The sequence below is a fragment of the Colwellia sp. SU-HH00943 genome (assembly GCF_057546125.1).
Genome location: NZ_BAAJLW010000001.1, coordinates 439222 through 464577, shown reverse-complemented (window position 1 = coordinate 464577; position 25356 = coordinate 439222). Strand labels below are relative to the sequence as shown.

Sequence of the window (25356 nt, the reverse complement as noted above, 5' to 3'; positions counted from 1 at the left end):
CTCTTTTTTAGGTTTGCGGCTTACTCAATTAACTATCAAGCCAAGTGTCGCGCAGAAATTATTATTAGGCGATTGAAAGCTAACGCTTGTTCGTGTGCCAGTTTACTTCTTTTTCGTATTGCGTTAATTGATCTTCAACACCTAAAGTTAATGCAAATAATGCCATTCTGACTAAAACACCATTTTGTGCTTGCCTAAAAATAGCTAAGCTGTCTAGGTCGTTTAAATCTATGTCTAATTCATTTGCTTCAGGGCGAGAATCTCGAGGTAAAGGGTGCATGATGACAGTATTTTCACGGCAATACTGTTTATAGATACTTCTGTTTAAGCTGAAGTGACCACGATATAAATCTGCTTCATCTTTGCTGGCAAAACGTTCTTGCTGAATACGGGTTTGGTAAATCACATCGCAGGATAAATTACCAGCCATGGTGTCTGTGATAATCACTTGATGGCCGGCATTTTCTAATGTTGATACAACGCCATCAGGCATTTGTAGCTCAGGTGGCGAAACCATGGTGACTTTAACGTTGTTATACAGGCTCAATAATTTAGATAATGAGTGTACAGTACGGCCATGTTTTAGATCACCCATTAAGACAATATCAAGGTTATCTAGTCCTTTTTGATAGTGCATCATTTCAGACTGAATAGTGAATAAGTCGAGTAAGGCTTGCGTTGGGTGTTCATTGGCGCCATCACCACCATTGATCACTGGCACTGTACTGCCTTGGGCGAATTGTTCAACCGAGTGCATTTGTGGGTGTCGCATTGCTATAACATCGCTATAGCCACTAATCACTTGCGCCGTATCAAATAGAGATTCACCTTTACTCAAGGATGAGTTTTCTTGACCAACCGTTTCACGAACAAAGCCGCCGAGCAAGTTAAAGGCCGTGCCAAAACTTACGCGAGTTCGAGTACTTGGTTCAAAAAATAGGTTACTTAATATTGCGCCTTCGAGTACGTAACAACGCTTCTTCCTCGCGGCATAAGGAGCCATTTGTGCTGAAATATCTAGAATTCTTGCAATTGCATCACGGTCAAATTGTGAAACTGACAGAATGTGGCTGCCTTGAAATGTCATCATTTTAAAAAGAAGTTTCCGCAGAAAATTTGGCAGGAATATAGCACAAAATTGTAGTTTTTAAAATGCTAGCCAATAAGGATATCAAGCTAATCCTCATTGACTAGTCATAATCTAGCCCGTTTACTTTTTACGAATAAACATTAATGCAATCAACCATAATGATAACCAAGCAATGTTGCCACCTCCTGAACTTGAGTTGTCGTTCGATGGCGTGCTTGGTGAGCTATCTTGAGGATCGTCTGTTTGCGTGGGGGTAAAAATGATATTGCGAATATGAGCGTTATCATCACCTTCTGAAACAAAGGGATCTTTAGCATATACCCAAGTTATTTTGTGGTCACCTTCGGCAAATTCAATGGTTTCACTTGTGTAAGCAACCTCGCCAGAAATAAAGTTAATTAACTCATTGTCTAGGTAAACATATAAAGCATCAAAAGGATCACTTGGATCCTCAGTATTTTCTTCAGAAGACACAGCCCACTCGAAGGATAATTCACCTGCACCTGTAAAGGTCACCATCACAGCGCTTTGCTGCTCACCTGAAATAGAGCCACTGACAATGGCTGCTTGGGTATTGTCAAGCTGCCAACTTGCGTTGCCACCTGTATACCAAGTTAAAGCTTCATCATTACTTGTAAGTTGTGTTTTTATCGTATTGGATAGCGCAATAGTGTCGGCAGATAAAGCACTGCTACTCGTCGCTATGTCAGTATTATCTGAGGTGATAATAAGCTGAGCACTATGGCTGCCAACTTGTCTAGCATCGTAAGTCACTTCAAGCTCACATGTGCTGCCAGCGGTTATTATTGAACAAACATTATTGGTTATAGTGAAATGGCTGCTACCTGTAATGTTGAAGGTTAAATTTGCAGTTAAGTCACTATTGTTGACTAAAGTGATTTGTGTACTTTCAGAGATACTTTGTGCTTGAATGCCAAAATCTACATTTTGCTCTGTAGCAACTCCTTTGGTGATCTGATCTATCCAGTCGATAAATAATGCTGAGCGAGTATATACGCCTGGGAATCCTTCGGCAGCACACCCAACACCCCAGCTGACAATACCTATTTGTTGCCAGCCTTCATTAGTGTTTACCATTAATGGCCCACCACTGTCTCCTTGGCATGAGCTTTTATTGCCTCCAGGCACTGCAGCGCAAATCATGGCATCCGTAATGCCGACAGCATTAGCTGAATAATTACCTTCATAAATTTCGCTATATGATTGCGCTAATGTCGTCTTACAAACTTGGTTGGTCATCAATTGCAAATCAACTTGGTGCAATATGTTGGGGAAATCAGATGTTGGTCCGTTGTCGGGATCATAACCTTCTCTACCACCCCAGCCAATGACCGTAGCTGTACTGTTTTCTATGGCTAGTTGTGATGTTTCGGCTAAACCCACGAGCGTAATCGCTTCATTGTTAACACTTTCACTTAATTCAATGAGGGCAATATCATTATCAAGTTCAATATCTTTTTGATAATCACTGTGAACGTAGATACGTTTAATGGCTATTGCATTGGCAGCACCATTGCTTAAGTCCCACTCTCCAACATTAACTTTTAATTGGTTGGTACTGACACCGTCTACGCAATGGGCGGCAGTTAATACCCATTTATCACCTAAAAATGAACCGCCACAGGTTTGGGTTTGGGCAAGTGACACGGCTTCAGAAACAGTTACCGTTGCTGCCATGCCAATGGAATTGAGCAGAGTAGCTCCGTCATCTTGAGTGACAGCTACAACGGGAATAGTGCCGGTATATTCTTCTCCTAAGGTGCCATTAATAATACCATCAACATTATTATATATGATCGCGCCAATGCCGCCGCCAGCTTCGCAATTGTCTACTTTAACCGAAAAGTTAATATCGCCACGCTCAATCAAACAAATATTTTGGTCAGCAGCGGTACATGCAGTATCACCAATGCCACAATCAACAATGTCACCTGTAGCAGAGCCTGCTACGCCATAGCTGAAAGGTTGGGATTCATAATTTGTATTAGCCACTGTTAGGGAGGTAGATATTTCGTCAAAGGTGTAGACTAATGCAGACATCCACGGCCAAGCAGATATGTTGGCTGCTTCTCCACCAACTATTTTAGGCTTTATCAGGTTGTCTTTTGTTGCTGTTGCGCTAACGTTAATACTGACAAATGCTATTAATAGGCAAACTGAAGTGATGACGTACTGCAAAATATTTTTCATTGATACCTCTAATGATGTCAGTTTTATGTTTTTAACCAAAAGTGGGTTTCACATAAGCTAAAATAATAATAGCAAATAATGCTAACACAGGAATTTCATTAAATAAGCGATAAAATTTTCCTGAGCGAGTGTTTTTATCCTGCGCAAAATCTTTGAGTAATTTAAAACAATATCCATGATAAACAAACAGCAATATTACTAAGCTCAGTTTTATATGCATCCACTTTGCTGCAGCAAACCAAGCAGAGCCATAACCATGAATAATAGCTAAGCCAAAGACTAAGGTTAACAAAGCAAAAGGAGTAATAAAGAATAATAAGCGCTTTTCCATCCCTTTTAATTGCGTTATTACTGCTTGCGAATCAGTTTCAGCGTGATTAACAAACAGTCGTGGTAAATAAAAAATACCCGCAAACCAAGCCACCATAAATATCACATGAAAAGCTTTAAACCATAATAGGTGATTAATAATAAAGTCGCTCATTACAGGGTTTTTCCTTTTGTATATTTACTCAATTTACCGGTGACTAAGTATTGACGAATCTGCTCAAAAGTCACAATACCAATAATATCGGTTATATCTTTTTGATAAATGTAGACACCGCCGCAACGACTCTCAACAAGCAATAAGTATGCATCGGCCAAGGTTGCTTGATGGGAAAGCGGAGTGAGTTCGTGTAACTGCATTTTTTTTGATACTTGGTAGTGACTGGTTTTTATCTCGCTGTCATTAACACCAGTGGCTAACGGCACTTGCTCGTCGAATTCTGCCCAAAAATAACTTACTTGTTCGGTGATTTGTTTTTTGACCATGATCTTATTGATCGTTTTATTAATCACTAGCGTATCAATTGAGGTACTGACAACTTGTCCGGCAATGGCATTTTTGCTTTCTTGTTCTAGTAACTTAAACTTATCGTTCATGATGCCAAGCACACCGATTTTTTCTAAGGTTTTCTCGATTGGTGGTCGACGATAAATGAGGTTTTGCACATCCAGCTGCATAGTAAACACAGAGCGATTATTAAATAGCTGTCCTGAAATAATGCTGGCAACGGTAATTACTATCATGGCTGGAACAATTATTTCTAGTTGACCCGATAGCTCAACTACCGCTAGTAAGGCGGCAAGCGGAGCATTTAAACTTGCCGCCATAAAACCTGCCATGCCAAGTAAAATAAAATCATTGGTAAGCTGTTCGCCCGGTAAAATATGCATAACCACAGCGCCCGCTAATGCGCCAGCAATGGCACCAATGCCAATGATGGGACCTATGATGCCACCGGGAATACCTAGACCTAAGGCAAAAGTGGTCATTACAAATTTGGCAAGTAATAAAGCCAGTAGTAAACCTATATGCCAGTTATTATTTAGGGAGACATCGATAGCACCACTACCAACTCCCATCGCACCAGGTACAAGAAAACCTAAGCTGCCTGTAATTAAGGCTGCTAGCATTAATCTGACGACGATATGAAATTTCACACTGTGTTTAATAATTGTGATAAGGCTTTTATTAAACGCTGCTGCTAAAGAGCCTAATAAAATGGCTAATATAATTAACGGAATATAATGCTGAGGAATCAGCTCTATAGTATGAAAATATTCAAAATTATGAGAAACATCAAAGACACTACGCGTCATGATTGAGCCAACTAATGAAGCTAACATAACAGGTATAAAAATATGAATTTTATACTCACGCATGATCACTTCCATGACAAAAATCACTGCCGCTATAGGAGTATTAAACGTCGCAGAAATACCCGCAGCAATACCACAGGCACATAAGGTTTTAGTGCTATTGTGGGGGAGTTTCAATAGGTTTCCAATATAACTACTTGCAGCAGCGCCTAAATGAACAGCTGGGCCTTCTCTACCGACAGAAAAACCTGAAGCTAAAGCTACTGCACTACCGAAAAACTGGTTCAAGGTATTTTTTAGTGGAATGACACCATGGGCAACTTTCAAGCGGTGTAGAACAAAAGGGATACCGGTTCTTAAATATTTATAACCCGTTAACCAAGCAAACAATAAGATGATGAGTGCACCAATAATCGGTAAATCAAAACGACTTACTCCATCTAAGGTGTTATAGTTATCGCGCTCTGTTAAATAGAGTTGCTGGATTTCTTGAATAACCAGTGTGAATAAAATCACTAATATAGCCGAGAAAACTCCACCCAAAATGGCAAGAATACAAATCTGCCATGAGGTTTTAGGTAAAGCAAGGTGCTTTCTGACTGAGGCTAGAGAGATCATTATTTGTTTATGTTTAAGCGACTTATTGTTGTTATTATAGGATCATTATACTTTACATATGAATTGGTTAGCAAAAATAAATCTGCGCGTTGTCATAGAGCGTTTAGGGCCATTTAAATCAGCAATTTTTTTAGTGGCTCTTATTGTAATATGCTTATTTACGGGATATCGGTTAGGTAATTATTATCATAGTTTTCAAGCTTCAACGTTAGCACAACAAAAGCAGCGTTTAGATAATTTGTATGCTCAACAATCTAAACAAGTTGAACATATTCATGCGCTAGAAGTTGAATTAGCGGTTGAGCAGTTAGCAAATCAAAATGCACAAGTCACCTTAAAGAAAATGGCTGATGAGCATTATCAAGTGAAAAAGCAGTTAGCCTTTTACGAAAAAGTGATGGCGCCAGAAAAAGAGGCTGACGGTTTAGTGATTGATAATGTTAAGGTAAGTGCGACCCAAAGCCCGAACCATTATAATTTTCAAGTAATTCTCGTTCAGCAACTATTAAAAAAACGTTATGCAAAAGGTTATGTGGATATTGAAGTTATCGGCAGCTTAAATAATAAACCTCATAGTTTAAAACTGAGCGAAATAGCGGACATTGCCAAAAAAGATCTCGCCTTTAGTTTCAAATACTTTCAGGTTATTGAAGGCGCTTTCACTTTACCTGAAAATTTTATTCCAGAAAAAGTACAGTTTTCAGCGATTTTGACTCAAACTAAATGGCAAAAATACCAAAAGCTTAATAAAACCGTAACTTGGAGTATTGAGTAATTAGTTGGTTTTAACATCAAGTTAATGTGATGTGAGTGCCTTAAACCCTGTGCTAGCAGAGAAATAATACTTGATTAAATTAGTCAGGTTTAAGATAATTAGCCGGTTTATTGTTGTTCACATTTTATTAAGTAGAGTTTCATGTCTGAGTCCACAGATAACCTAGAGTTACCCATAAAATTTACAGATGCTGCCGCGACAAAAGTATTGTCGTTAATCACTGAAGAAGAAAATCCTGAATTAAAATTAAGAGTTTACGTAACAGGTGGCGGTTGTTCTGGTTTTCAATACGGTTTTACCTTCGATGAAAAAGTCAACGAAGGGGATATGACGATTGAAAAGCAAGGAGTGATGATGGTTATTGACCCTATGAGCTTGCAGTATTTAGTGGACGGTGAAGTTGATTATCTTGAGAGTTTAGAAGGCAGTCGTTTTGTGGTTAATAACCCAAATGCAACAACAACCTGTGGTTGTGGTTCATCGTTCTCAATATAAATTTATCTTATTACTATCAATTAAAGCCTGCTCAAGCAGGCTTTTTTATTGGTCACTCAATACGCTCAGGTAACAGAAGCCTTTTTGTGAATATAAAGTTGCTCATCTGCCGCCTTTAATAATTCATCCATGTTCTTTTTACCATCACTGGCGGCTGCACCACAGCTAATTGTCACAGGTAAATATGAGCCTTCATAAGGCATAGGGTTTTGTTGGAAAAACGTTGTTAGCCTATGGCAAGCTTGCAAGGCTTCTTGATAGGTTTGGCTTGCTAAGGTAATAACAAACTCATCACCGGCATAACGAAAGCACCGATCATTTTCTCTAATTAATTCTTGTAACTGGGTAGCGACGTAAGTCAGTACCTTGTCACCACAGTCATGCCCATAGGTATCGTTGATTTGTTTAAACTTATTGCAATCAATAAAGATAACAGAAAAGGGAACATTATAACGTTTTTGTCTGATCAACTCTTCATTGATAGTCACTTCCATTAAACGTCTGTTGGCGACACCAGTTAGCCTATCGTAGTGAGCCATATATTCTAACTGTTCACGAATCATGGCATTGGACAAACACAGGCTAATTTTAACCGCAAGTTGTTCTAGGTGAAGCGTACCGAGATTGGGGTGGAAACGATCTTTATTATCATCAGTGAACAGTATACTGCCGAATAATTCGCCCTCAAGTGTGAGCGGTGTCAACGCCGCAGATTGGGTTTTGTTAACCAAGTTTTTAGGTAGTATGCTGGCTATTTGACGAATGTCATTGGTTAAAAAAGGTTTTCTATGTGGATGAAAAGCTTGTAACTGCTTGGTGGCAATAGTTCTGCAATTAGCTTGATGCCAAGTAGTTTGCATATTGCCGCTGAGTAAATATTTTATCGGTGTCGGCTCTACCAGTAATAAGCAAATACCGGTTAAATTAAACTTTTCTTTGATCGTAGTGAGTAACTGTTGCAATAGCTCTTGGCTTGATTTGCAGCTTAATATTTGTGTTTCTATTTCAAATAATTTTTGGGCGATTGCCTCATTGGCGCGTGAGTTAGCTAATACTTTAGCTAACTTTTGCTCTAATTCGATCACGGTGTTTGACATGATAATATCACCTCTTTTGTACCCGAACATCAATCAGGAGTACAAATACAGAATTAGGGGGCATGAATAATATTAATGAGTACAGATGAACTTTAACCATCCATCATTAACATTTCAATGATTTTATTCATATCTAAATCAAACTCTTCTGCACAAACGCCTTTTTCAATGAAATCGTCAGCTTCTGCTAAATTAATTGCTTCAGCTTCAACAAAGTTATTCGCGGTTACACTATAAAAGCTTCGCACTTTGGGTTTGGTAGGATTTTTGTCGTTACGCTCTTCTATCATTGCCAGTTTTTTTGAATCGAGCTGCACAAGCGAGCCAACCGGAAATACACCAATACATTTAATAAAGTGATCAACAAGCTCAGTATCTAAATGATCGTTTTGTGCTAATTCGCGTAAAATTGCAAAAGCTTTTGGAAATGAGAAACCTTTTTTATAAACGCGTGTTGCTGTGAGCGCGTCAAAAATATCACATATAGCAATCATTCGACCATACTGATTGATATCATCACCTTTGACTTGAAAAGGATAACCTGTGCCATCTAATTTTTCATGATGTAGTGCGGCAATTTCTGTACTAATTTCACTGATGCCAGGGGTTTTCGTGATGATATCAATGGAGTGATTTGCGTGGGTTTTCATCACAGTAAATTCGTCATTGGTAAGTTTACCTGGCTTATTTAAGATTTCATCAGGGATTTTAATCTTACCAATATCGTGTAAAAAGGCGCCAACAGAGAGCTGCTCAATAATATTTTTATCAAGCTTAAGGTAGCGAGCAAAAAGTATGATATAAATTGAAACTGCTACTGAGTGCTCTAATAAGTACTCATCTTTTTGTCGAATATTAACCATACAGGCTAATGAATCAGGACTATTGAAAATTGCATCGATACTTTTGTTACAGACATCAATGACGGGTGCTAGCTCTATACTTGCGCCAGTGAGTGCTTGAGAAAAAACAGTTTTTTGAATGGCTTTTGATTCGTTAAAAACCGCTTTTGCGTGTTTTACTTCCGCTGTTATTTTCGCCTTGTGTGAAGGGGAGGAGGCAATGGTTTTATTTTCATCAATAAGGAGTGATTGTACTTGTTTACTTTTAAGGTTGTTAATCACATTTTGATTTTTGATATGTCCTGAAGCGGTTAAATTTAAATTACCTTGTTGCTTCACTATTTCAACCACATAATGACCTACTTTGAGTTCGGTAATGTCAATTTCAGTTTTCAATGCATTTACCTGCGCTTATTAAATTAACGGTCAATCTGTAGTATCGGTTCAGTGTAGCGAAATTTATAAGATTAACAATAGTAGAAAATGTAAAAAATGGTGTTAATTTTGCTTCAATAAAAATTGGGTATTCAACTAAAAAAGGAAGTTGCCGATAAAAAGGCATATTACTTTAGTTATATATTTCTATTTTAGTGTTGAACATGCAGTTTATTGTCTCTTAGGGTTTTTATGCGTATTTTTATTGCTTTACTATGTTGTTTATTTTTAACGCCCGCAAATGGGCAAAATTTGCAGGCTGTTCAAATTTACACTGATGATCAGCTACTTGACTTAATAAAGGAAAACAAACACTTAAGTCAGGTTGTTATTGATGAGTGTCAATTGGTTCAAGATATTGAAGCACGAGCGGTTAAAGCTCAAATGCCTTCCTACCAGTTTTTGTGGGGAGATATGCTGGCCTATGGTGTATGTGTTAAAAAAGATATTGAGCTTGGTTTACATTATATGCAATTAGCGGCAGATCAAGGCTTGTCTGAGGGGCTTGAGCAAATGGGGCGCTACTATCATGTAGGGAAGTTCATGCAAGTGGACATATCAAAAGCCATTGTTTACCTAAAAGCTGCCGCTGCTATGAACAATCTTGCCGCTCAAATGCGTTTAGCGGATATTTATCAGCAAGGCTATGGTAGTCCGCTTGATTATCCAGCGTTATATTCTCAACTACATCATGCTCTGACTGATGACAAAGCGGTTTATAAGAAAATCACTCAGTTAAAAAAACAGTTAGCTATGAAAATGCCAGCCCATGTTGTTGAGTCTGCTAAAAAGGTAGACTATACCAATTAAACGCTTATCGCCTCTATATTTCACTAATAACTTCTTTTACTTGAGTAATTCGCTCTGATGGCTGTTTTGTGACTTTTATCGGGCTAAAAATTCCGTATTTCTAAGCATAGATATGACTGTTTGTCGTATAATCGAAACAATGTAACCTATTCTGTTAGCAAGACTTATTTTCTTAACTTTCATTAGCTGACTTTGTGATATACTCAACGCAAGTTGATTTTATAAATCCATCCACTATAAGTAACCAATTACTGTGACCTTAAACGATCCACACGCTAAGCGTGAAGCCCAAAAATACGAAAAGCCCGTAGCTTCTCGCGAACTATTGTTATCGATTATTGAAAAGTGCTCGCCACCACCAACCTTTAAAACCTTAGTGAAAACACTTAATTATACTGAAGAATATCAACTGGTTGGTTTAAAGCGACGTTTGCGTGCCATGGAAAATAGTGGTCAGCTTGTTTTTAATAAATTTAAGCAATATGCCCCATTAGCCAAAAACAATTTACTTACCGGTACAGTTATTGGACATCGCGATGGCTTTGGCTTTTTTTCGCCTGATGATTCAGGAATTAAAGACAAGCGTGGTAAAGATTTCTATATTTCATCGCATGAAATGCAGCGTGTATTTCATGGTGATGTAGTACAAGCGGTTTTAGTTGATCGTACCGATCGAAAAGGCCGTAAAGAAGTAAAAATACTTGAGGTTATAACGCCTAGAAAAGCCCCAATAGTTGGTCGTTTTTATGTTGATCACCATGTCTGCTCAGTAGTACCGGAAGATACTAAAATAAAGCAAGAAATTTTAATTGATCCAAAAGAAAAATTAGGCGCTCGCCATGGTCAAATGGTGGTATTGGAATTAGTACAAAGACCAACCAAACGTTCCCACGCTATTGGTAAAGTAATTGAAGTTTTAGGCGATCATATGGCGCCGGGGATGGAAATAGAAATAGCCTTACGTGCTCATGATTTACCTCATCAATTTTCTCATTCTGTACAAGCTGAAATTGCCGGTATTGCTGATGAGGTGGAAGAGTCCGCGAAGTTACCTCGTAAAGATTTACGTGACTTACCTTTAGTGACCATTGATGGTGAAGACGCCCGTGATTTTGATGATGCCGTGTATTGTGAACGTAAAAAATCAGGGGGCTGGCGTTTATGGGTAGCCATTGCTGATGTGAGTTATTATGTTCGCCATGGTAGTAGTTTGGATGATGAAGCTATCTCTCGCGGGAATTCAGTATATTTTCCTAGCCAAGTTATTCCTATGCTGCCGGAAAAACTATCTAATGGTTTATGTTCATTAAACCCTGATGTTGACCGCCTTTGTATGGTCTGTGAAATGACGGTAAGTGAGGCTGGAAATTTATCAAGCAGTAAATTCTACCCAGCAGTGATGCGCTCTCATGCTCGATTTACTTACAGTAAAGTTGCCGCAATATTAGATGCTGAAGATAATCTGGCGGGTCAAAAACTGAGAGAAGAATATTCAGCACGTGTGCCGGAACTAGAGAATTTAAAATCCATGTACTTGGCGTTAAGTGACGCTAGAAATAAACGCGGTGCTATAGCTTTTGAAACGCAAGAATCAATTTTTCTTTTTAACGAAAATAAGAAAATAGAAAGTGTTGTGCCCTTAATTCGCAATAATGCTCATAAAATCATTGAAGAATGTATGATTTTAGCCAATGTTGCTACGGCTAAGTTTATTGATAAACACGCTAAGCCGGGCTTATTCCGTGTACACGACAAGCCAAGTGAAGATAAATATAATAATTTTGTCAGCTACTTAGCTGAGCTGGGTATTTCATTGCCGGTAAGAGAAACGCCTGAGCCAAGAGATTATTGTGATATTTTAGCTAAAGTTGCTAATCGGCCCGATCAAGAACTCATTCAAACTATGCTGCTTCGCTCAATGCGTCAAGCTGTTTACCAGAGCGATAACTTAGGTCACTTTGGTTTAGCATTACCATCATACAGTCATTTTACGTCGCCTATCAGACGTTATCCTGATTTAGTGGTTCACCGTGTAATAAAAAGTATTTTAGTTGAACAGGCAAACTCACAAGAAAAAAATACTGACATGGAAGCGGCAAATGCCGGACATTACAGCTACCCCCTAGAAGAAGTCATAGAGCTTGGTGAACATTGTTCAATGACTGAGCGTCGTGCTGATGAAGCAACTCGCGATGTCAGTGATTGGTTAAAATGTGAGTTTATGCAAGATCATGTTGGTGATAGTTTTACAGGTGTTATTAGTACAGTTACTAATTTTGGCATGTTCGTACGTTTGCAAGACTTACATATTGAGGGCTTAGTACATATTACCTCGCTTGGCGCTGATTATTATCATTATGATGATGTTCGCATGTGCTTAACAGGTGAGAATTCAGGGGTAAAATATCGTGTTGGTGATATTGTTAGCGTGCAAGTTGCAGCGGTAAATTTAGATGAGAAAAAAATTGATTTAGCCATGCAAGGGCAAATAGCGCGTGCAAAAGGTAAGAAAAAAACTAACAGTCAATCACGAAGAAAAAAAGATTCCAAGCCAAATGCAAAGCTGACAAGTAAGAAAAAACCGCCAGCTAAAGTAAAGTCTAAAGCGAAAAAACGAACAGATAGAAAAAAACGTCCGGGTAAAAATGCCCGTAAGAAAGCAAAAGCTAAAAAGTAGACAACGCGAAAATAAAGTGGTTGCTAGAAAGGTAAATGAAGATGGCAAAAAATGAAGAATTAGTCTTTGGTATTCATGCGGTTAATGCCTTATTAGCCAGTGCTCCAGAGCGCTTTATCGAAATGTGGTTATTGAAGGGTCGAGATGATGAGCGTTTATTACCCATTATTAACTTAACTCGTAAATACGGTATAGCCACGCAAATGGTTCAACGTCGAGTACTTGATGATAAAAGCCGTGGCGAGCAACACCAAGGTGTTGTAGCACGAGTTAAGCCCGGCAAAATGTACACTGAAAATGACTTAGACGATATTATTGCTACTGCAGAAAAGCGCGATGTACCTCCTTTTTTATTGATTCTTGATGGCGTTACTGACCCACATAATTTAGGTGCTTGTTTACGCAATGCTGATGCTGCCGGTGTGCAGGCTATTATTGTTCCAAAAGATAATGCTGCCAAATTAACTGCGACAGTGCGAAAAGTAGCGGTTGGTGCTGCTGAAACAGTACCTTTAGTACAAGTCACTAACCTTGCACGTACTATGAAGCATTTACAGCAGATGGGGGTTTGGATTATAGGCACAGCAGGTGAAACAGATACTTGTTTGTATGATGTAAGTTTATCAGGCCCTGTGGCTTTAGTGATGGGGGCTGAAGGTAAAGGTATGCGTCGTTTAACGCGTGAAAATTGCGACCAATTAGTGAAGCTTCCTATGGCAGGTAGTGTCTCTAGTCTTAATGTTTCAGTAGCAACAGGCATTTGCTTATTTGAAATGGTTAGGCAACGTAAAAACTAGCTTGAGTACATTTATCGCTGTGCGTGCTGAGGTTTGAGTTTTATTGATAACTCAGCACTTGCGATGATAGAAACATTTTAACCTTCTCAATTTCTTTAGCCATAAGGTATCGTTCAAAGGTATCGAGGTATCGAGGTAGAGGACTCTGTATCTATCTATCTAAGCAAACCCCTTGCAGTAAAAAAAATCTTTAATTATAGTGGCTTACTAAGATAACCTTAGAATAGCATAAGCAAAGCGTTTCAAGCGGTTATTTTTTCTGTCTTCTTCGTTAAATTTACCTGCAATAGACCAGCTATTGACGCGAAAATTTGCCTTGAATACAGCAAAAATTCCTCACTAGAAATGTCAAACAACCCTAAGCGTTTGATTTAATAGGCGTTGCACAATTTCTTATGCAAACCTCAGGTTAAAATAATAAGTCTATGGACAAATACAAGGATCGGAACCCGTGAAAAAAATTACCCTATTTATTATTGCTATTGTTATTGCCGTTTTAATAGCGCCAAAATTTATTGGTGGTGTTGTAGAAAAAGAATACCAAGTCGCACTAGATAAGTTAGCTCAAAACCCTGCCTTAGAAATTAAATCGTCTACTTTTAGCCGCACTTGGTTTGGCGGCAAAGCAACAATTGAAATGGCAGTTTTGCTCCATGATGACGAAATCGGTGATATCACACTCGCTGTTGAAGACAACCTATCGTTTGGCCCTGTTATATTTACAGACGGTGGCATTGAGTTTGCTTTGAGTTATTCACAAATGAATATTATTTTTGATGAACTCTTATTGGATGAAGAAATGAGTGACTTTATTAATGATAAAATTCACTTAACGGGGTTATTAACCTTTTCAAAAGATGTTGTTACCACCATAGTTGTCGATGAAATCAACAAAGAAGTCGACGGTAATTCAATTCACTCAGCTAAAGCACAAGGTGAGTTTGTGCTAGAAAATGAAACCCGCGCTTATGGGGAATTTAGCTGGGGAGGATTAACTGCTAACACGAGTGAAGAAAAGTTTACTATTGGTGAGATGAAGTTTGATTTAGACCAAACCATTATCGCCGGTGATTATTACCAAGGCAATGCCATATCTACTGGTGACTTTAATTTAACAATGTCGGCAATTAATAGCAGTGACGCTATGGGTAATGAATCCGTATCAATTCAAAATATTGTCATTGCTGCGCTAGTATCACTTGAAAATAATCTCATGAAAATTGATGTTAGTTATGGTGCCGGTGAGATGAAAACAGCAGGGCAACATCTAAAAAATGCTAACTTTAAAGTAGTTTTCGACAAGCTAGATGTTAAAGCGATGCAAGAAATAAACATGATTTTTGCAAACATTTCTCCTGATGGAGAAGAGCTATTATCCCAACAAGAGATGGAAAAGCTATCGCCTTTATTGACTACACTACTAGAAAACGATCCAACATTATCCATTGAAGATTTAAGTGTCGAAACCCCTGAAGGTAAAATTGAATCAGCGATGGAAGTGACTCTGGATAAAAACATCTTTGATGTAAATAACCTAATGTCTGCCATGGCGGCATTAGCCGCAGATGCAAATGGTAAAGCGCCTTATGCTTTTCTTGCTAAACTTGGCTTATCCCCTATGGTGGACGCCTATGTAGAGCAAGGTTTACTCATTAAAGAAGATCAAGAGCTAAGCTTTAAAGCGAAGTTTTCTCAAGGCCAATTAGATGTTAATGGTATTGTGATCCCATTACAGTAACTTTGGTAGAGCCTTTAAGTTAAGGCCTTAAGTAAGTCCTCGAGCTTTAATGTATTGAGGACTTACAAACGCTAAAAAATATTACTGCAATAGAGCTTCTGACAAGTCCCATGGAATTTATCTACTGTAAAGTTGTGTAAATTCCATGGGATTTATATTTTAAGTCGAATTATAATGTCAGGATACTTATAAACTATTTTATGTAATTTTTTAGTGAAAAATTTGAAATTCCTACCAATTGCAGTGCTTTCTTTTTTGCTTTTCTCTTGTAGTAGTACCCATGAGATAGATGAAGCCCTGCAAAAATCACACGCTCCAACGCAGTGGTCTAACGATCTGTTAACGGATCCCGTTAATGAAAATTGGTTCGATCAACTTGAAAGCACACAAATTAAACAACTCGTTGACTTAGCGCTTAATCATAACTTTGAATTAAAGCAGCAAGCTTTTGCGATTGATATTAAAAAGCAGGAGTTAATCATAGCTGGCAGTGCTTTATGGCCATCTTTAGATATCTCTGCTTCTGGTAGTCGCATAAAAAACGTATCAGATGATAGCTCTGTAACTTATGGTAATAATGCTGGTTTAAATTTAAATTTACAGTATGAACTTGATTTATGGGGAAAACTTTCTGATGCTGAGCGTCAAGCTAATCTGGAGCTAATGGCACAACAAGCGGTTTTTGAACAAGCAAGGCAGCAACTAGTTGCCGATGTAATTAAAGCGTGGTTTAACGTAATCGAAGCGAATAAACTTCTTGAGCTTTATCAACAACGCAGTAAAAACACTCAACAAAATTTATTGATCATTGAAGCGGGTTACCAGCAAGGCTTAAATAGCGCCCTTGATGTTTATCTTACCCGAAACGAAGTAAGTAATGAGCTATCGCGTACATCGTTACAACAAGCCACTAAAACCCTCGCTATTCGTGAACTTGAGCAATTAATAGGGCAATACCCTGAAGGTAAACTGTTTGTTGAAGCCAACTTACCACTATTAAGCTCAGAAATTCCTTTAGGTTTACCTAGCGATTTGATTTCAAGAAAGCCTGAATTATTAGCGAGTTGGTATCAGCTATTGTCAACAGATTCTGCATTAGCATATGCACATAAACAGCGTTTCCCAAGTGTAAGCATTACCGCGACATTGAGTGATGATCAACAAGACATTTCAGACTTGTTATCTTCATCAACTCTGGGTTGGTCGTTAATAGGTAATATCGCTATGCCGCTATTTAATGCCGGGAAATTAAAAGCAAATGAAGAAAAATCACGCTTATTACTTAAGCAAACCGAGCAATCATATTTATCAACACTTTACGATGCTTTTGCTGATGTTGAAAATGCGGTTACCTATGAGGCGAGTCTTAAAGAGCGTTATTACATGATGGTAACCGCAAAAGAAAATGCCATTGCAGCGCAAACGCTTTCTTTTGAGCAATATCAAAGTGGCTTAGTGGATTATACAACGGTACTGGATGCACAAAGTCGCTCTTACGATGCGCAAAGCGCTGTTATTGAAATTAAAAAACAGCTAATTAATAACCGAATAAATCTTCACATTGCCCTTGGTGGAAGCTTTTCAGAGCCGTCTGAAGCGTTTTCAGAGCAAGAAAATCAAGATAAGGACTAAAGTAATTCAATGAAAGCAGTCAACCTTAAAAAAGTCTTAGTGCCTGTAGCGATATTAGCTATGGCGTGGCTTTTGGTGGAATTTATTATTAGTAACCCGCCTAAGAGTACACGTAGTGGCGGGCCGTCTTTAGCGCAAATTAGTGTCGAAACTTTAACGCTTAAACCGCAAAGTTACCCTGTAGTTCTTGATAGTTTTGGTACTGTACAACCGCGAACGCAAAGTGTGTTAGTTGCACAAGTTTCAGGTGAAATAAACACGATTAATGATCAATTTAGAGATGGCGGATTTTTTGAAAAAGGCGATGTTTTACTAACTCTTGATGATAGGGACCATCGCGCGGAAGTGAAGATTAGCCAATCAAATTTGTTGTCAGCGAAGCAAGTCTTAATGGAAGAAAGAGCACGCGCTAAGCAAGCCTTGATTGATTGGCAGCGTTTAGGTAATGGCGCTGAGCCGAATGATTTAGTGCTTAGAAAACCTCAACTTGCGGCTGCTGAAGCACAAGTACTATCAGCGCAGGCCAATTTAGAAAAAGCACAGCTATTGTTAGAGCGTACTAAAGTGGTTGCCCCTTATGCCGGTCGAATTTTAAAGAAACATGTAGATCTTGGTCGTGTGGTGGTTAATAACTCACAACTAGCCGATATTTTTGCCATTGATTATGTGGAAATTCGACTGCCTATTAATAATAAAGATTTAAGCTTTATGGTTCTACCTGAGCAATTTCGCCATTCAGATCAGCAAACCCTTGGTTCAGTAGTTAACTTTACGTCAGACCTTATCGGTAGTCAGCACTGGCGTGGACGCATTGTACGTACAGAAGGTGCTATTGATGAAAACTCTCAACAGCTATACATAGTGGCACAAATAGATGATCCTTATGATGTTCAAGAAAATAACATGGCACCCATTAAAATTGGTCAATATGTCAATGCTGAAATTATTGGTCGTACATTAGAGCAAGCACTTGTTATTCCTAATACCGCTATCTATCAAGGCAGTTACGTCTATGTTGTAGAACAAGTTGGTGATAAAAAAATATTAAAGCGGAAAAATATTGAAATTCGCTGGCAAAACAGTAAAGACGCTATTATCACCTCAGGCTTAAACTTTGGTGAGCATTTAGTGTTAACACCGTTAGGGCAAGTAAGCTCGGGTACCCCTGTTAAACTGGTAGGCGATAAATCAGAGCAAGGGAGCAAACCTCGAAATAATCAAAATGGTAAGGAAAAAGTAAGGGCAGGTAAGCCTGAAAATTCAGCAAATCACTCGAGGGCTAACTAATGATTGCTTGGTTTGCTCGTAATCACGTTGCTGCTAACCTGTTAATGGTCAGCATCCTTTTTTTGGGACTATTTAGTCTTTCAACGCGAATACCGCTAGAAGTGTTTCCTACAATTGCTATGGATAGAGTGACAGTCAATGTTTCTCTACGTGGCGCAACACCTGAAGATGTCGAACAGGGTGTTGCTATTCGTATTGAAGAAGCTGTGCAAGATTTAGAAGGTATTGAACAAATAACTTCCCGTTCATCAGAGGGGTCTGCATCAGTTGGTATTGATATTGAATCTTCTTATGACGCCAGAGAGCTATTAGCCGATATTAAATCTAGGGTTGATGCTATCAATACCTTCCCTGTTGAAGCTGAAAAACCTATTGTTGCTCTAGCTGAACGTAAGCGTGATGTAATTGCTGTGACTGTTTCCAGTATTTATAGCGAAAAAGAAATTCGTGAATTTGCAGAACAAGTACGTGATGATTTATTACAAATTCCTGGCGTGACTCAGCTTGAGTTAGCTGGCGTGCGTGACTATGAAATTGCTATTGAAATTCCACAAGAAAAATTGCGTCAATATGGCTTGAATATTAGTGACATTTCCTCAGCTATTGCCAACTCAAGTAGTGATGTTTCTGCAGGTAATATCAAAGCACAAGGCGGCGATATTCTTATTCGCTCAAAAGGGCAAGCATATTATAAAGATCAGTTTGCAGGTATAGCGATAAAAACTAATGCTGATGGCTCATTACTCACCTTAAATGATATCGCGATTATTAATGATGACTTTGAAGAAACGCCTATTCGAGTACGTTTCAATGGTAAAAATGCCGCTTTTATTGACGTGTTTCGTATTGGTCAACAAAGCGCTATTGATGTCGCGGATAAAGTTAAAAATTATATTGAAGAAAGGCAAGATAACCTACCTTATGGTTATGAACTTAGTTATTGGGATGACGATTCGCAAATTGTCAAAGGGCGTATTTCAACTTTAACAACTAATGCCATACAAGGGTTAATCTTAGTTTTTGCCTTGTTATCATTGTTTTTACGACCCTCTATTGCATTATGGGTATGTATTGGTATTCCAGTTTCATTCATGGGGGCATTTATTTTTATGCCGGTTATGGATATAACTTTAAACATTATGAGCCTTTTTGCTTTTATATTAGTGCTGGGAATCGTGGTCGATGATGCGATTGTGACTGGCGAAAATATTTACACCCACTTGCAAAAAGCTGAATCAGGTTTACATGCTGCAATTACTGGCACGCAAGAAGTAGCGACACCTGTGACCTTTGGTATTTTAACGACTGTTGCCGCATTTATTCCGCTCGCTTTTATGGAAGGTGGGCGTGGGCCTTTATTTGCGCAAATTCCTTATGTTGTTATTCCTGTATTGCTATTTTCATTAATAGAGTCAAAGTTCGTATTACCTTCTCACTTGAAAAATATAAAATTACGACATGAAAAATCAGCACCAAGTAAGTTTGAGAAATTTCAACAAGGTTTTGCTGATGGCTTTGAACGCGTAGTTTTACGTTATTATCAACCTTTACTTGAGCTCGCATTAAAACAAAAGTTGGCGACGTTAAGTTTATTTATCAGTATTTTTATTGTTATTGTTTCACTTATTATGAGTGGCTGGACTAAGTTTATTTTCTTTCCTCGTATACCAAGTGAAACGGTAAGAGCTAGTATTACTATGCCAGTTGGCACGCCGTTTGAAGTGACTAATGGCTTTTTGGTAAACATGGCAGACAAGGCTGAAGAGTTACAAAATAAGTACCGAGATAGCGAAACAGGCGAAAGTGTTATTTTGAATATTCTTGCCTCAACCGGTGGTCGTGGTGGTGTTTCACATTCTGGTAGTGTGCGTTTTGAAATTACGCCAGCAGAGGAAAGAGAGTCAGATATTACCTCTCGACAATTAGTGAGTGAGTGGCGACAAATGATCGGTGTTATTCCTGGCGCTGAAAGTGTCACCTATCGCGCTGAGATTGGCCGATCATCAGATCCCATTAATGTACAGCTAAGTGCCACATCATTAGTGACCCTACAAGAGGTGGCTGATAAGGTGAAAGAGCGGTTACATACATATCCTACTGTTTTTGAAATTGCCGATAGTTTATCTGATGGTAAAGAAGAGTTAAGCATTGAGCTGACCAAGCAAGGTAAAGCGCTAGGATTGACGCGTATAGATATTTCTAGACAGGTGCGTAGTGCTTTTTTTGGTACCGAAGTACAACGTATTCAACGTGGTCGAGACGATGTCAGGGTGATGGTTCGTTTACCTAAAGCTGAGCGCAGTTCAGTGGCTGATTTAGAAAGTATTTTAATTACTACGCCACAGGGCGGTAATGTGCCGTTATCTCATGTAGCAACTTTAATACCTGATCAAAGTCCCGCCACTATTCATCGTATAGATTTATATCGCACCGTGAATGTCACAGCGGATGTGGAAAAATCCAATACAAACATGACAGTGTTACAAGCCGAGTTGAAAGAATATTTAGATGAATTAGTGAGCCAATACCCAGGTGTAAAACACTCTCTCGAAGGGGAGGCTAAAGAGCAGCGAGAATCGTTTGGCTCACTTGCTTGGGCATTAGTTTTTGTGTTTTTTATCATTTATGCGCTGTTAGCGATTCCCTTTAAGTCTTATTTACAGCCTATTATTGTGATGAGTGTCATTCCATTTGGCTTGATAGGTGCGGTTATGGGACATTGGGTGATGGGCATGGAGCTCACTATCATGAGTTTATTAGGTATGTTGGCTTTGATAGGGGTTGTGGTTAATGATTCATTAGTATTGGTTGATTTTATCAATAAAAAACGTCTAGAAAATAATGATGTGATGCATGCGGTACTGATTGCCGGAGCCGCTCGATTTAGGCCAGTAATGCTCACTAGCTTAACAACCTTCATTGGTTTAATGCCTTTATTGTTTGAAAAGTCTACACAAGCACAATTTTTAATCCCGATGGCTGTTTCTTTAGGTTTTGGTATTATTTTTGCGACGCTTATTACCTTAATTTTGGTACCGGTAAATTACTTATTGGTTGAACGTGTTAAAGGTGTGTTTGCACGATAATACGTCTTTTTAAACTAAACCTCGATTAACTCCTCATTGAAGTACAAAAAACGACTAGTTAAGTAGTTAACTAGTCGTTTTTTTATTTACAATTTAAAAGTATGAATCACAAGCTAGTATTACCTCTGTGCATGATTATGCGATTGTTTTTTTTTGCAATAAATAGAGGGTATAACCTTTATTTTCATTCATTTAGATGCCTTTCTTTACTATTGTACTTATGCAATAAAATTCTTTTTTAGACCATAACTATTTGTCGATAACCGTAATTGTTGATCCTGATCTATTGAGCGCTGTATGAAATTAAGGCACTATTTGGTCAGAAATTAAATAAATAATCTGCACTGTATTTTGCTAGCTCAGATTAAATAATAAAGACGCTCACTAGAATTAAAGCGACTAAGGAATATTAATGAAACCTACTGTTAAACCGCAAAACCCTAATTTTTCTTCAGGCCCTTGCACTAAACGCCCAAACTACCAACTTAGTGCCTTAAACACCGACAGCTTAGGTCGTTCTCACCGTAGTAGCATTGGTAAAGAACGTTTAAAAAAAGCCATTGATGAAACGATTCGTTTATTAGATTTACCACAAGGCTATAAAGTAGGTATTGTGCCTGGCTCTGATACAGGTGCGATGGAGATGGCAATGTGGTCGCTTTTAGGACAACGTCCTGTAGACGTTTTTGCATGGGAATCATTTGGCTCAGGCTGGGCATCTGATGTGACTAAGCAACTACAATTGCAAGATGCTCGTACTTTTATAGCAGACTATGGACAATTACCCGATTTTTCACAAGCTAACCCGGATCATGACGTAATTTTCACATGGAACGGTACCACCTCAGGCGTGAAAGTTGATAATGCCGACTGGATCAGCGATGAGCGTACAGGTTTAACCTTGTGCGATGCAACAAGCGCCGTTTTTGCCATGAAAATTGATTGGCAAAAAATTGATGTTGCTACTTTTAGTTGGCAGAAAGTACTAGGCGGAGAAGGTGGTCATGGCATGCTTATACTTAGCCCTAGAGCCGTTGAACGTCTTGAATCTTATACGCCTGCATGGCCATTACCGAAAGTTTTCCGTTTAACCAATAAAGGCAAATTAATCGAGGGGATTTTTAAAGGCGCGACTATTAATACACCATCACTTTTATGTGTTGAAGACTATCTTGATGCCCTTAACTGGATAGACACTATTGGTGGCTTACCTGCAGCAATTGAAAAAAGTGAAAGTAACTTACAAGTGCTTGCTGAGTATGTTGCACAAAATGACTGGATTGATTTTCTCGCCCAAAGCGCAGAAATATGTTCAAACACCAGTGTTTGCTTCCAATTAAAAGCCAGTGATGAACAAATCAAAACCATGATTAAATTATTAGCTGATGAGAAAGTTGCTTTTGATATTGGTGCCTATAAAGATGCGCCATCTGGCTTACGTATTTGGTGTGGTGCTACGGTTGAAAAAGCAGATGTTGTTGCCTTGTTACCTTGGCTAACGTGGGCATATCAACAAGCAACAGCCTAATTTTAAGTGCACACTATGGGCTCTTCTTTGCTCATAGTGTTACTTATAGAAAGAGTTACTAACAATAAGTGTTAAAAACTTCGCTTACCAGGCGAGAGAAAATTTAAAACAATAATAATGAAGAGAGCTCATGAAAAAGATAAGAACTTATAACAATATTGCTGACAAAGGCTTAAATAAATTTCCACAAGATAGCTATGAAGTTTCAGCAGCTTCTGAAAACCCTGATGCGATTTTACTACGCAGTCATAAATTACATAACGAAGTATTACCTAGCTCTGTATTAGCAATAGCCCGTGCAGGGGCAGGAGTGAACAATATTCCCGTGAGTGATTACACCCCGCAAGGTGTGGTGGTTTTTAATACCCCAGGCGCTAATGCAAATGCAGTAAAAGAGCTTGTATTGGCGAGCTTGCTACTAGGCTCTCGTGGTATTACACAAAGTATGAATTATGTTGACTCGCTAGTAACAGAAAAGGATCCAGCAGAGTTACATAAAAAAGTCGAAGCAGGTAAAAAGCAATACGGCGGTAGTGAGCTTGAAGGAAAAACATTAGGTGTTGTTGGATTAGGGGCTATCGGGGCTAAAATTGCGAACTTAGCACTTAACCTAGGTATGAATGTTATTGGTTATGATCCTAAGTTGAGTGTTGAAGCTGCATGGCAACTTTCTTCAAAAGTAACGCGTGCAGGTAATTTAAATTCGTTATTAGCTCGCTCTGACTTTGTAACGCTACATGTACCTGTAGTGCCAGCGACACAAGGTTTTATGAATGAGGAAGCATTTTCAGCAATTAAAGATGGCGCTCAGCTGATTAATTTAGCGCGTGGTGAGTTAGTTGATGAAAGTGCTGTGATTGCAGCGTTAGACTCTGGAAAACTAACTCGTTATATTGCCGATTTCCCAAGTGAAAACTTGATCAAGCATGACAAGGCTATTTTATTTCCTCACCTAGGAGCGAGTACCGTTGAAGCGGAAGAAAACTGTGCTGTAATGGGCGCTAATCAACTGATCGACTTTTTAGATAATGGTAATATTGTCAATTCAGTTAATTTCCCTGCGGTGTCGATGGAAAGAACCACAGGTTATCGTGTCACGTTTGCAAACGATAATGTGCCGAAAGTGCTGGGAACCGTGTTAAATTTACTGGCTGATTTAAATATTAATGTATTAGATATGGTCAATAAAAGCCGAGATGAAATTGCTTATACTATTTTAGATATTGAGCAAGAGCCGACAGATAGCTTGTTAGAAAAAATATCTACGGTTGAGCATGTCTTTCATGTGAGAAGTGTTTAACGGTAATTGAATTAACTAGTTGAACACATCTTAAAAAGGGCTGCTTTATTTGTAGCCCTAACGTTTTTATTCCACCATCATTTTTAACTCTTTCAGCCTAAATCCACCATAATAAATTAGCTTGCATTAACTGACTAATTTCCCTACAATACGCGTCCTTAATTCAGCCTGAACTTTTTTGTTCCTTGCTTCAACTGGTGTCGGCTGAGCCAGATAATGAGGCTACAACCCATAAGGAGCTCGTAATGCGTCATTACGAAATCGTATTTATGGTTCACCCTGATCAGAGTGAACAAGTGTCTGGTATGATCCAGCGCTACACCGACTTGATCAATGCTGCTGAAGGCAAAATCCACCGTCTAGAAGACTGGGGTCGTCGTCAATTAGCATACCCAATCAATAAACTACACAAAGCACACTATGTTCTTATGAACATTGAAGCGCCACAGTCAGTTATTGATGAACTTGAAACTTCTTTCCGTTATAACGATGTTGTTATTCGTAACATGATCATGCGCACTAAAGACGCGGTAACTGAAGCATCGCCTATGGCTGCTGCTAAAGATGACCGTCGCGAAGCTAAGAAAGAGGTTGCTGCTGAGCCAGAAGCTACTGAAGAAGTATCTGAAGAAGCTGCTAGCGAAGAATAAGTAATCTGTGATTGACTCGCAAGGCGCTTTACAAGGTTCCTTACCAGAGAATTGTCTACTATTGACAGGTGCTGTGGTAAAACCTCCAAAGCAGTCAAGTAGCCCAGCAGGTATCGTTCACAGTCAGTTTTCAATAGATCATAAGTCTATACAAAATGAAGCTGGCATGAATAGACAAGCTTTTGTCAGGATACAAGTTGTTGCTACAGGTGAATTATCACACTTAACTCGTGAATTAGTTGTTGGACAATATGTAAAAGTGATTGGTTTTATTAACCGTCACGAATCAAAAAATGGTAACCCATTATTGGTATTACATGCCCAACAGATAGAAATGATTAATTAGTGTTTTATTTCTCTAAACGTAATACGTTGAGTAATAAAACCAAATTCGGAGAATATTATGTCTCGTTTTTTTAGACGTCGTAAGTTTTGCCGCTTCACAGCGGAAGGCGCAACATCTATCGATTATAAAGATATTGCAACTTTAAAAAACTATATCACTGAAAGTGGTAAAATTGTTCCTAGCCGTATCACTGGTACTGCTGCTAAATATCAACGTCAATTAACTCGTGCGATCAAACGCGCTCGTTACTTGTCATTGTTACCATACACTGACTTACACAAGTAAGCTTAAAAGGGGT

The 25356-nt window shown here is 38.7% G+C and carries 20 protein-coding genes; 14 read left to right on the top strand and 6 right to left on the bottom strand.

Features of this window, described 5'->3' with window-relative positions; all coding sequences use genetic code 11:
* Positions 1-79: 79 nt before the first annotated feature.
* The 4 genes from AC27GZ_RS01970 to AC27GZ_RS01955 all read right to left on the bottom strand — a co-directional run bounded on the left by AC27GZ_RS01970 (position 80) and on the right by AC27GZ_RS01955 (position 5563).
* Positions 80-1090: an aspartate carbamoyltransferase gene (locus AC27GZ_RS01970; RefSeq protein WP_487093198.1), complete on the bottom strand. Its 1011-nt coding sequence runs from the start codon at positions 1088-1090 to the stop codon at positions 80-82.
* Positions 1091-1210: 120 nt separating this feature from the next.
* Positions 1211-3301 (bottom strand): trypsin-like serine protease, encoded by a 2091-nt coding sequence (locus AC27GZ_RS01965; protein ID WP_487093197.1) that lies wholly within the window; start codon positions 3299-3301, stop codon positions 1211-1213.
* 31 nt (positions 3302-3332) lie between these two features.
* The gene (hemJ, locus tag AC27GZ_RS01960; protein ID WP_487093196.1) at positions 3333-3785 is read right to left on the bottom strand and encodes a protoporphyrinogen oxidase HemJ; all 453 of its coding nucleotides are present in this window, start codon (positions 3783-3785) and stop codon (positions 3333-3335) included.
* Positions 3785-5563, bottom strand: coding sequence for a chloride channel protein (locus AC27GZ_RS01955; protein WP_487093195.1), 1779 nt, complete (start codon positions 5561-5563; stop codon positions 3785-3787). Before AC27GZ_RS01955 ends, hemJ begins: the two co-directional genes overlap by 1 nt.
* 58 nt (positions 5564-5621) lie before the next feature.
* Here AC27GZ_RS01955 and AC27GZ_RS01950 point away from each other — a divergent pair, with 58 nt between their 5' ends.
* Both AC27GZ_RS01950 and erpA read left to right on the top strand, forming a co-directional pair.
* Positions 5622-6338 carry a DUF6776 family protein gene (locus AC27GZ_RS01950; RefSeq protein WP_487093194.1) on the top strand — a complete coding sequence of 239 codons (717 nt, stop codon included), beginning with the start codon at positions 5622-5624 and terminating at the stop codon, positions 6336-6338.
* A 141-nt stretch (positions 6339-6479) separates the two neighbouring features.
* Positions 6480-6833, top strand: coding sequence for an iron-sulfur cluster insertion protein ErpA (gene erpA / locus AC27GZ_RS01945; protein ID WP_487093193.1), 354 nt, complete (start codon positions 6480-6482; stop codon positions 6831-6833).
* A gap of 65 nt (positions 6834-6898) precedes the next feature.
* On the opposite strand, the gene AC27GZ_RS01940 is transcribed toward erpA, so the two are convergent.
* Positions 6899-7930: a DUF484 family protein gene (locus AC27GZ_RS01940; RefSeq protein ID WP_487093192.1), complete on the bottom strand. Its 1032-nt coding sequence runs from the start codon at positions 7928-7930 to the stop codon at positions 6899-6901.
* Positions 7931-8022: 92 nt separating this feature from the next.
* The gene (locus AC27GZ_RS01935) at positions 8023-9168 is read right to left on the bottom strand and encodes a cyclic di-GMP phosphodiesterase (protein ID WP_487093191.1); all 1146 of its coding nucleotides are present in this window, start codon (positions 9166-9168) and stop codon (positions 8023-8025) included.
* 231 nt (positions 9169-9399) lie between these two features.
* Here AC27GZ_RS01935 and AC27GZ_RS01930 point away from each other — a divergent pair, with 231 nt between their 5' ends.
* The 12 genes from AC27GZ_RS01930 (at position 9400) to rpsR (ending at position 25343) form a co-directional block, all read left to right on the top strand.
* On the top strand, positions 9400-10017 hold the full coding sequence (locus tag AC27GZ_RS01930) for a tetratricopeptide repeat protein (RefSeq protein WP_487093190.1): 618 nt from the start codon (positions 9400-9402) through the stop codon (positions 10015-10017).
* 253 nt (positions 10018-10270) lie between these two features.
* The gene (gene rnr / locus AC27GZ_RS01925) at positions 10271-12694 is read left to right on the top strand and encodes a ribonuclease R (RefSeq protein WP_487093189.1); all 2424 of its coding nucleotides are present in this window, start codon (positions 10271-10273) and stop codon (positions 12692-12694) included.
* Positions 12695-12735: 41 nt separating this feature from the next.
* Entirely contained in the window at positions 12736-13491 is a 756-nt protein-coding gene (gene rlmB, locus AC27GZ_RS01920; protein ID WP_487093188.1) for a 23S rRNA (guanosine(2251)-2'-O)-methyltransferase RlmB, read from the top strand.
* A 451-nt stretch (positions 13492-13942) separates the two neighbouring features.
* Positions 13943-15229: a DUF945 family protein gene (locus AC27GZ_RS01915; protein ID WP_487093187.1), complete on the top strand. Its 1287-nt coding sequence runs from the start codon at positions 13943-13945 to the stop codon at positions 15227-15229.
* A 222-nt stretch (positions 15230-15451) separates the two neighbouring features.
* Positions 15452-16861 carry a TolC family protein gene (locus tag AC27GZ_RS01910; RefSeq protein ID WP_487093186.1) on the top strand — a complete coding sequence of 470 codons (1410 nt, stop codon included), beginning with the start codon at positions 15452-15454 and terminating at the stop codon, positions 16859-16861.
* 9 nt (positions 16862-16870) lie between these two features.
* A complete protein-coding gene (locus AC27GZ_RS01905; protein ID WP_487093185.1) occupies positions 16871-18148 on the top strand; it encodes an efflux RND transporter periplasmic adaptor subunit in 1278 nt (425 codons plus the stop codon).
* Positions 18148-21234, top strand: a complete 3087-nt coding sequence (locus AC27GZ_RS01900; RefSeq protein ID WP_487093184.1) for an efflux RND transporter permease subunit — start codon at positions 18148-18150, stop codon at positions 21232-21234. Before AC27GZ_RS01905 ends, AC27GZ_RS01900 begins: the two co-directional genes overlap by 1 nt.
* Before the next feature lie 412 nt (positions 21235-21646).
* Positions 21647-22762, top strand: a complete 1116-nt coding sequence (locus tag AC27GZ_RS01895; RefSeq protein WP_487093183.1) for a phosphoserine transaminase — start codon at positions 21647-21649, stop codon at positions 22760-22762.
* 130 nt (positions 22763-22892) lie between these two features.
* Positions 22893-24062, top strand: coding sequence for a phosphoglycerate dehydrogenase (locus AC27GZ_RS01890; RefSeq protein WP_487093182.1), 1170 nt, complete (start codon positions 22893-22895; stop codon positions 24060-24062).
* Positions 24063-24307: 245 nt separating this feature from the next.
* Positions 24308-24712, top strand: coding sequence for a 30S ribosomal protein S6 (gene rpsF / locus AC27GZ_RS01885; protein ID WP_487093181.1), 405 nt, complete (start codon positions 24308-24310; stop codon positions 24710-24712).
* 7 nt (positions 24713-24719) lie between these two features.
* The gene (priB, locus tag AC27GZ_RS01880) at positions 24720-25058 is read left to right on the top strand and encodes a primosomal replication protein N (protein WP_487093180.1); all 339 of its coding nucleotides are present in this window, start codon (positions 24720-24722) and stop codon (positions 25056-25058) included.
* A 57-nt stretch (positions 25059-25115) separates the two neighbouring features.
* Positions 25116-25343 carry a 30S ribosomal protein S18 gene (rpsR, locus tag AC27GZ_RS01875; protein ID WP_011041278.1) on the top strand — a complete coding sequence of 76 codons (228 nt, stop codon included), beginning with the start codon at positions 25116-25118 and terminating at the stop codon, positions 25341-25343.
* Positions 25344-25356 lie beyond the last annotated feature (13 nt).

Excerpts from the sequence above, each read along its gene's own strand:
- AC27GZ_RS01930 (WP_487093190.1), top strand. The coding sequence starts at position 9,400 with ATGCGTATTTTTATTGCTTTACTATGTTGTTTATTTTTAACGCCCGCA.
- AC27GZ_RS01965 (WP_487093197.1), bottom strand. The coding sequence starts at position 3,301 with ATGAAAAATATTTTGCAGTACGTCATCACTTCAGTTTGCCTATTAATA.
- AC27GZ_RS01950 (WP_487093194.1), top strand. The coding sequence starts at position 5,622 with ATGAATTGGTTAGCAAAAATAAATCTGCGCGTTGTCATAGAGCGTTTA.
- erpA (WP_487093193.1), top strand. The coding sequence starts at position 6,480 with ATGTCTGAGTCCACAGATAACCTAGAGTTACCCATAAAATTTACAGAT.
- AC27GZ_RS01905 (WP_487093185.1), top strand. The coding sequence starts at position 16,871 with ATGAAAGCAGTCAACCTTAAAAAAGTCTTAGTGCCTGTAGCGATATTA.
- AC27GZ_RS01955 (WP_487093195.1), bottom strand. The coding sequence starts at position 5,563 with ATGATCTCTCTAGCCTCAGTCAGAAAGCACCTTGCTTTACCTAAAACC.
- AC27GZ_RS01970 (WP_487093198.1), bottom strand. The coding sequence starts at position 1,090 with ATGATGACATTTCAAGGCAGCCACATTCTGTCAGTTTCACAATTTGAC.
- rpsF (WP_487093181.1), top strand. The coding sequence starts at position 24,308 with ATGCGTCATTACGAAATCGTATTTATGGTTCACCCTGATCAGAGTGAA.
- AC27GZ_RS01940 (WP_487093192.1), bottom strand. The coding sequence starts at position 7,930 with ATGTCAAACACCGTGATCGAATTAGAGCAAAAGTTAGCTAAAGTATTA.
- rlmB (WP_487093188.1), top strand. The coding sequence starts at position 12,736 with ATGGCAAAAAATGAAGAATTAGTCTTTGGTATTCATGCGGTTAATGCC.
- hemJ (WP_487093196.1), bottom strand. The coding sequence starts at position 3,785 with ATGAGCGACTTTATTATTAATCACCTATTATGGTTTAAAGCTTTTCAT.
- rpsR (WP_011041278.1), top strand. The coding sequence starts at position 25,116 with ATGTCTCGTTTTTTTAGACGTCGTAAGTTTTGCCGCTTCACAGCGGAA.
- AC27GZ_RS01900 (WP_487093184.1), top strand. The coding sequence starts at position 18,148 with ATGATTGCTTGGTTTGCTCGTAATCACGTTGCTGCTAACCTGTTAATG.
- AC27GZ_RS01895 (WP_487093183.1), top strand. The coding sequence starts at position 21,647 with ATGAAACCTACTGTTAAACCGCAAAACCCTAATTTTTCTTCAGGCCCT.
- AC27GZ_RS01890 (WP_487093182.1), top strand. The coding sequence starts at position 22,893 with ATGAAAAAGATAAGAACTTATAACAATATTGCTGACAAAGGCTTAAAT.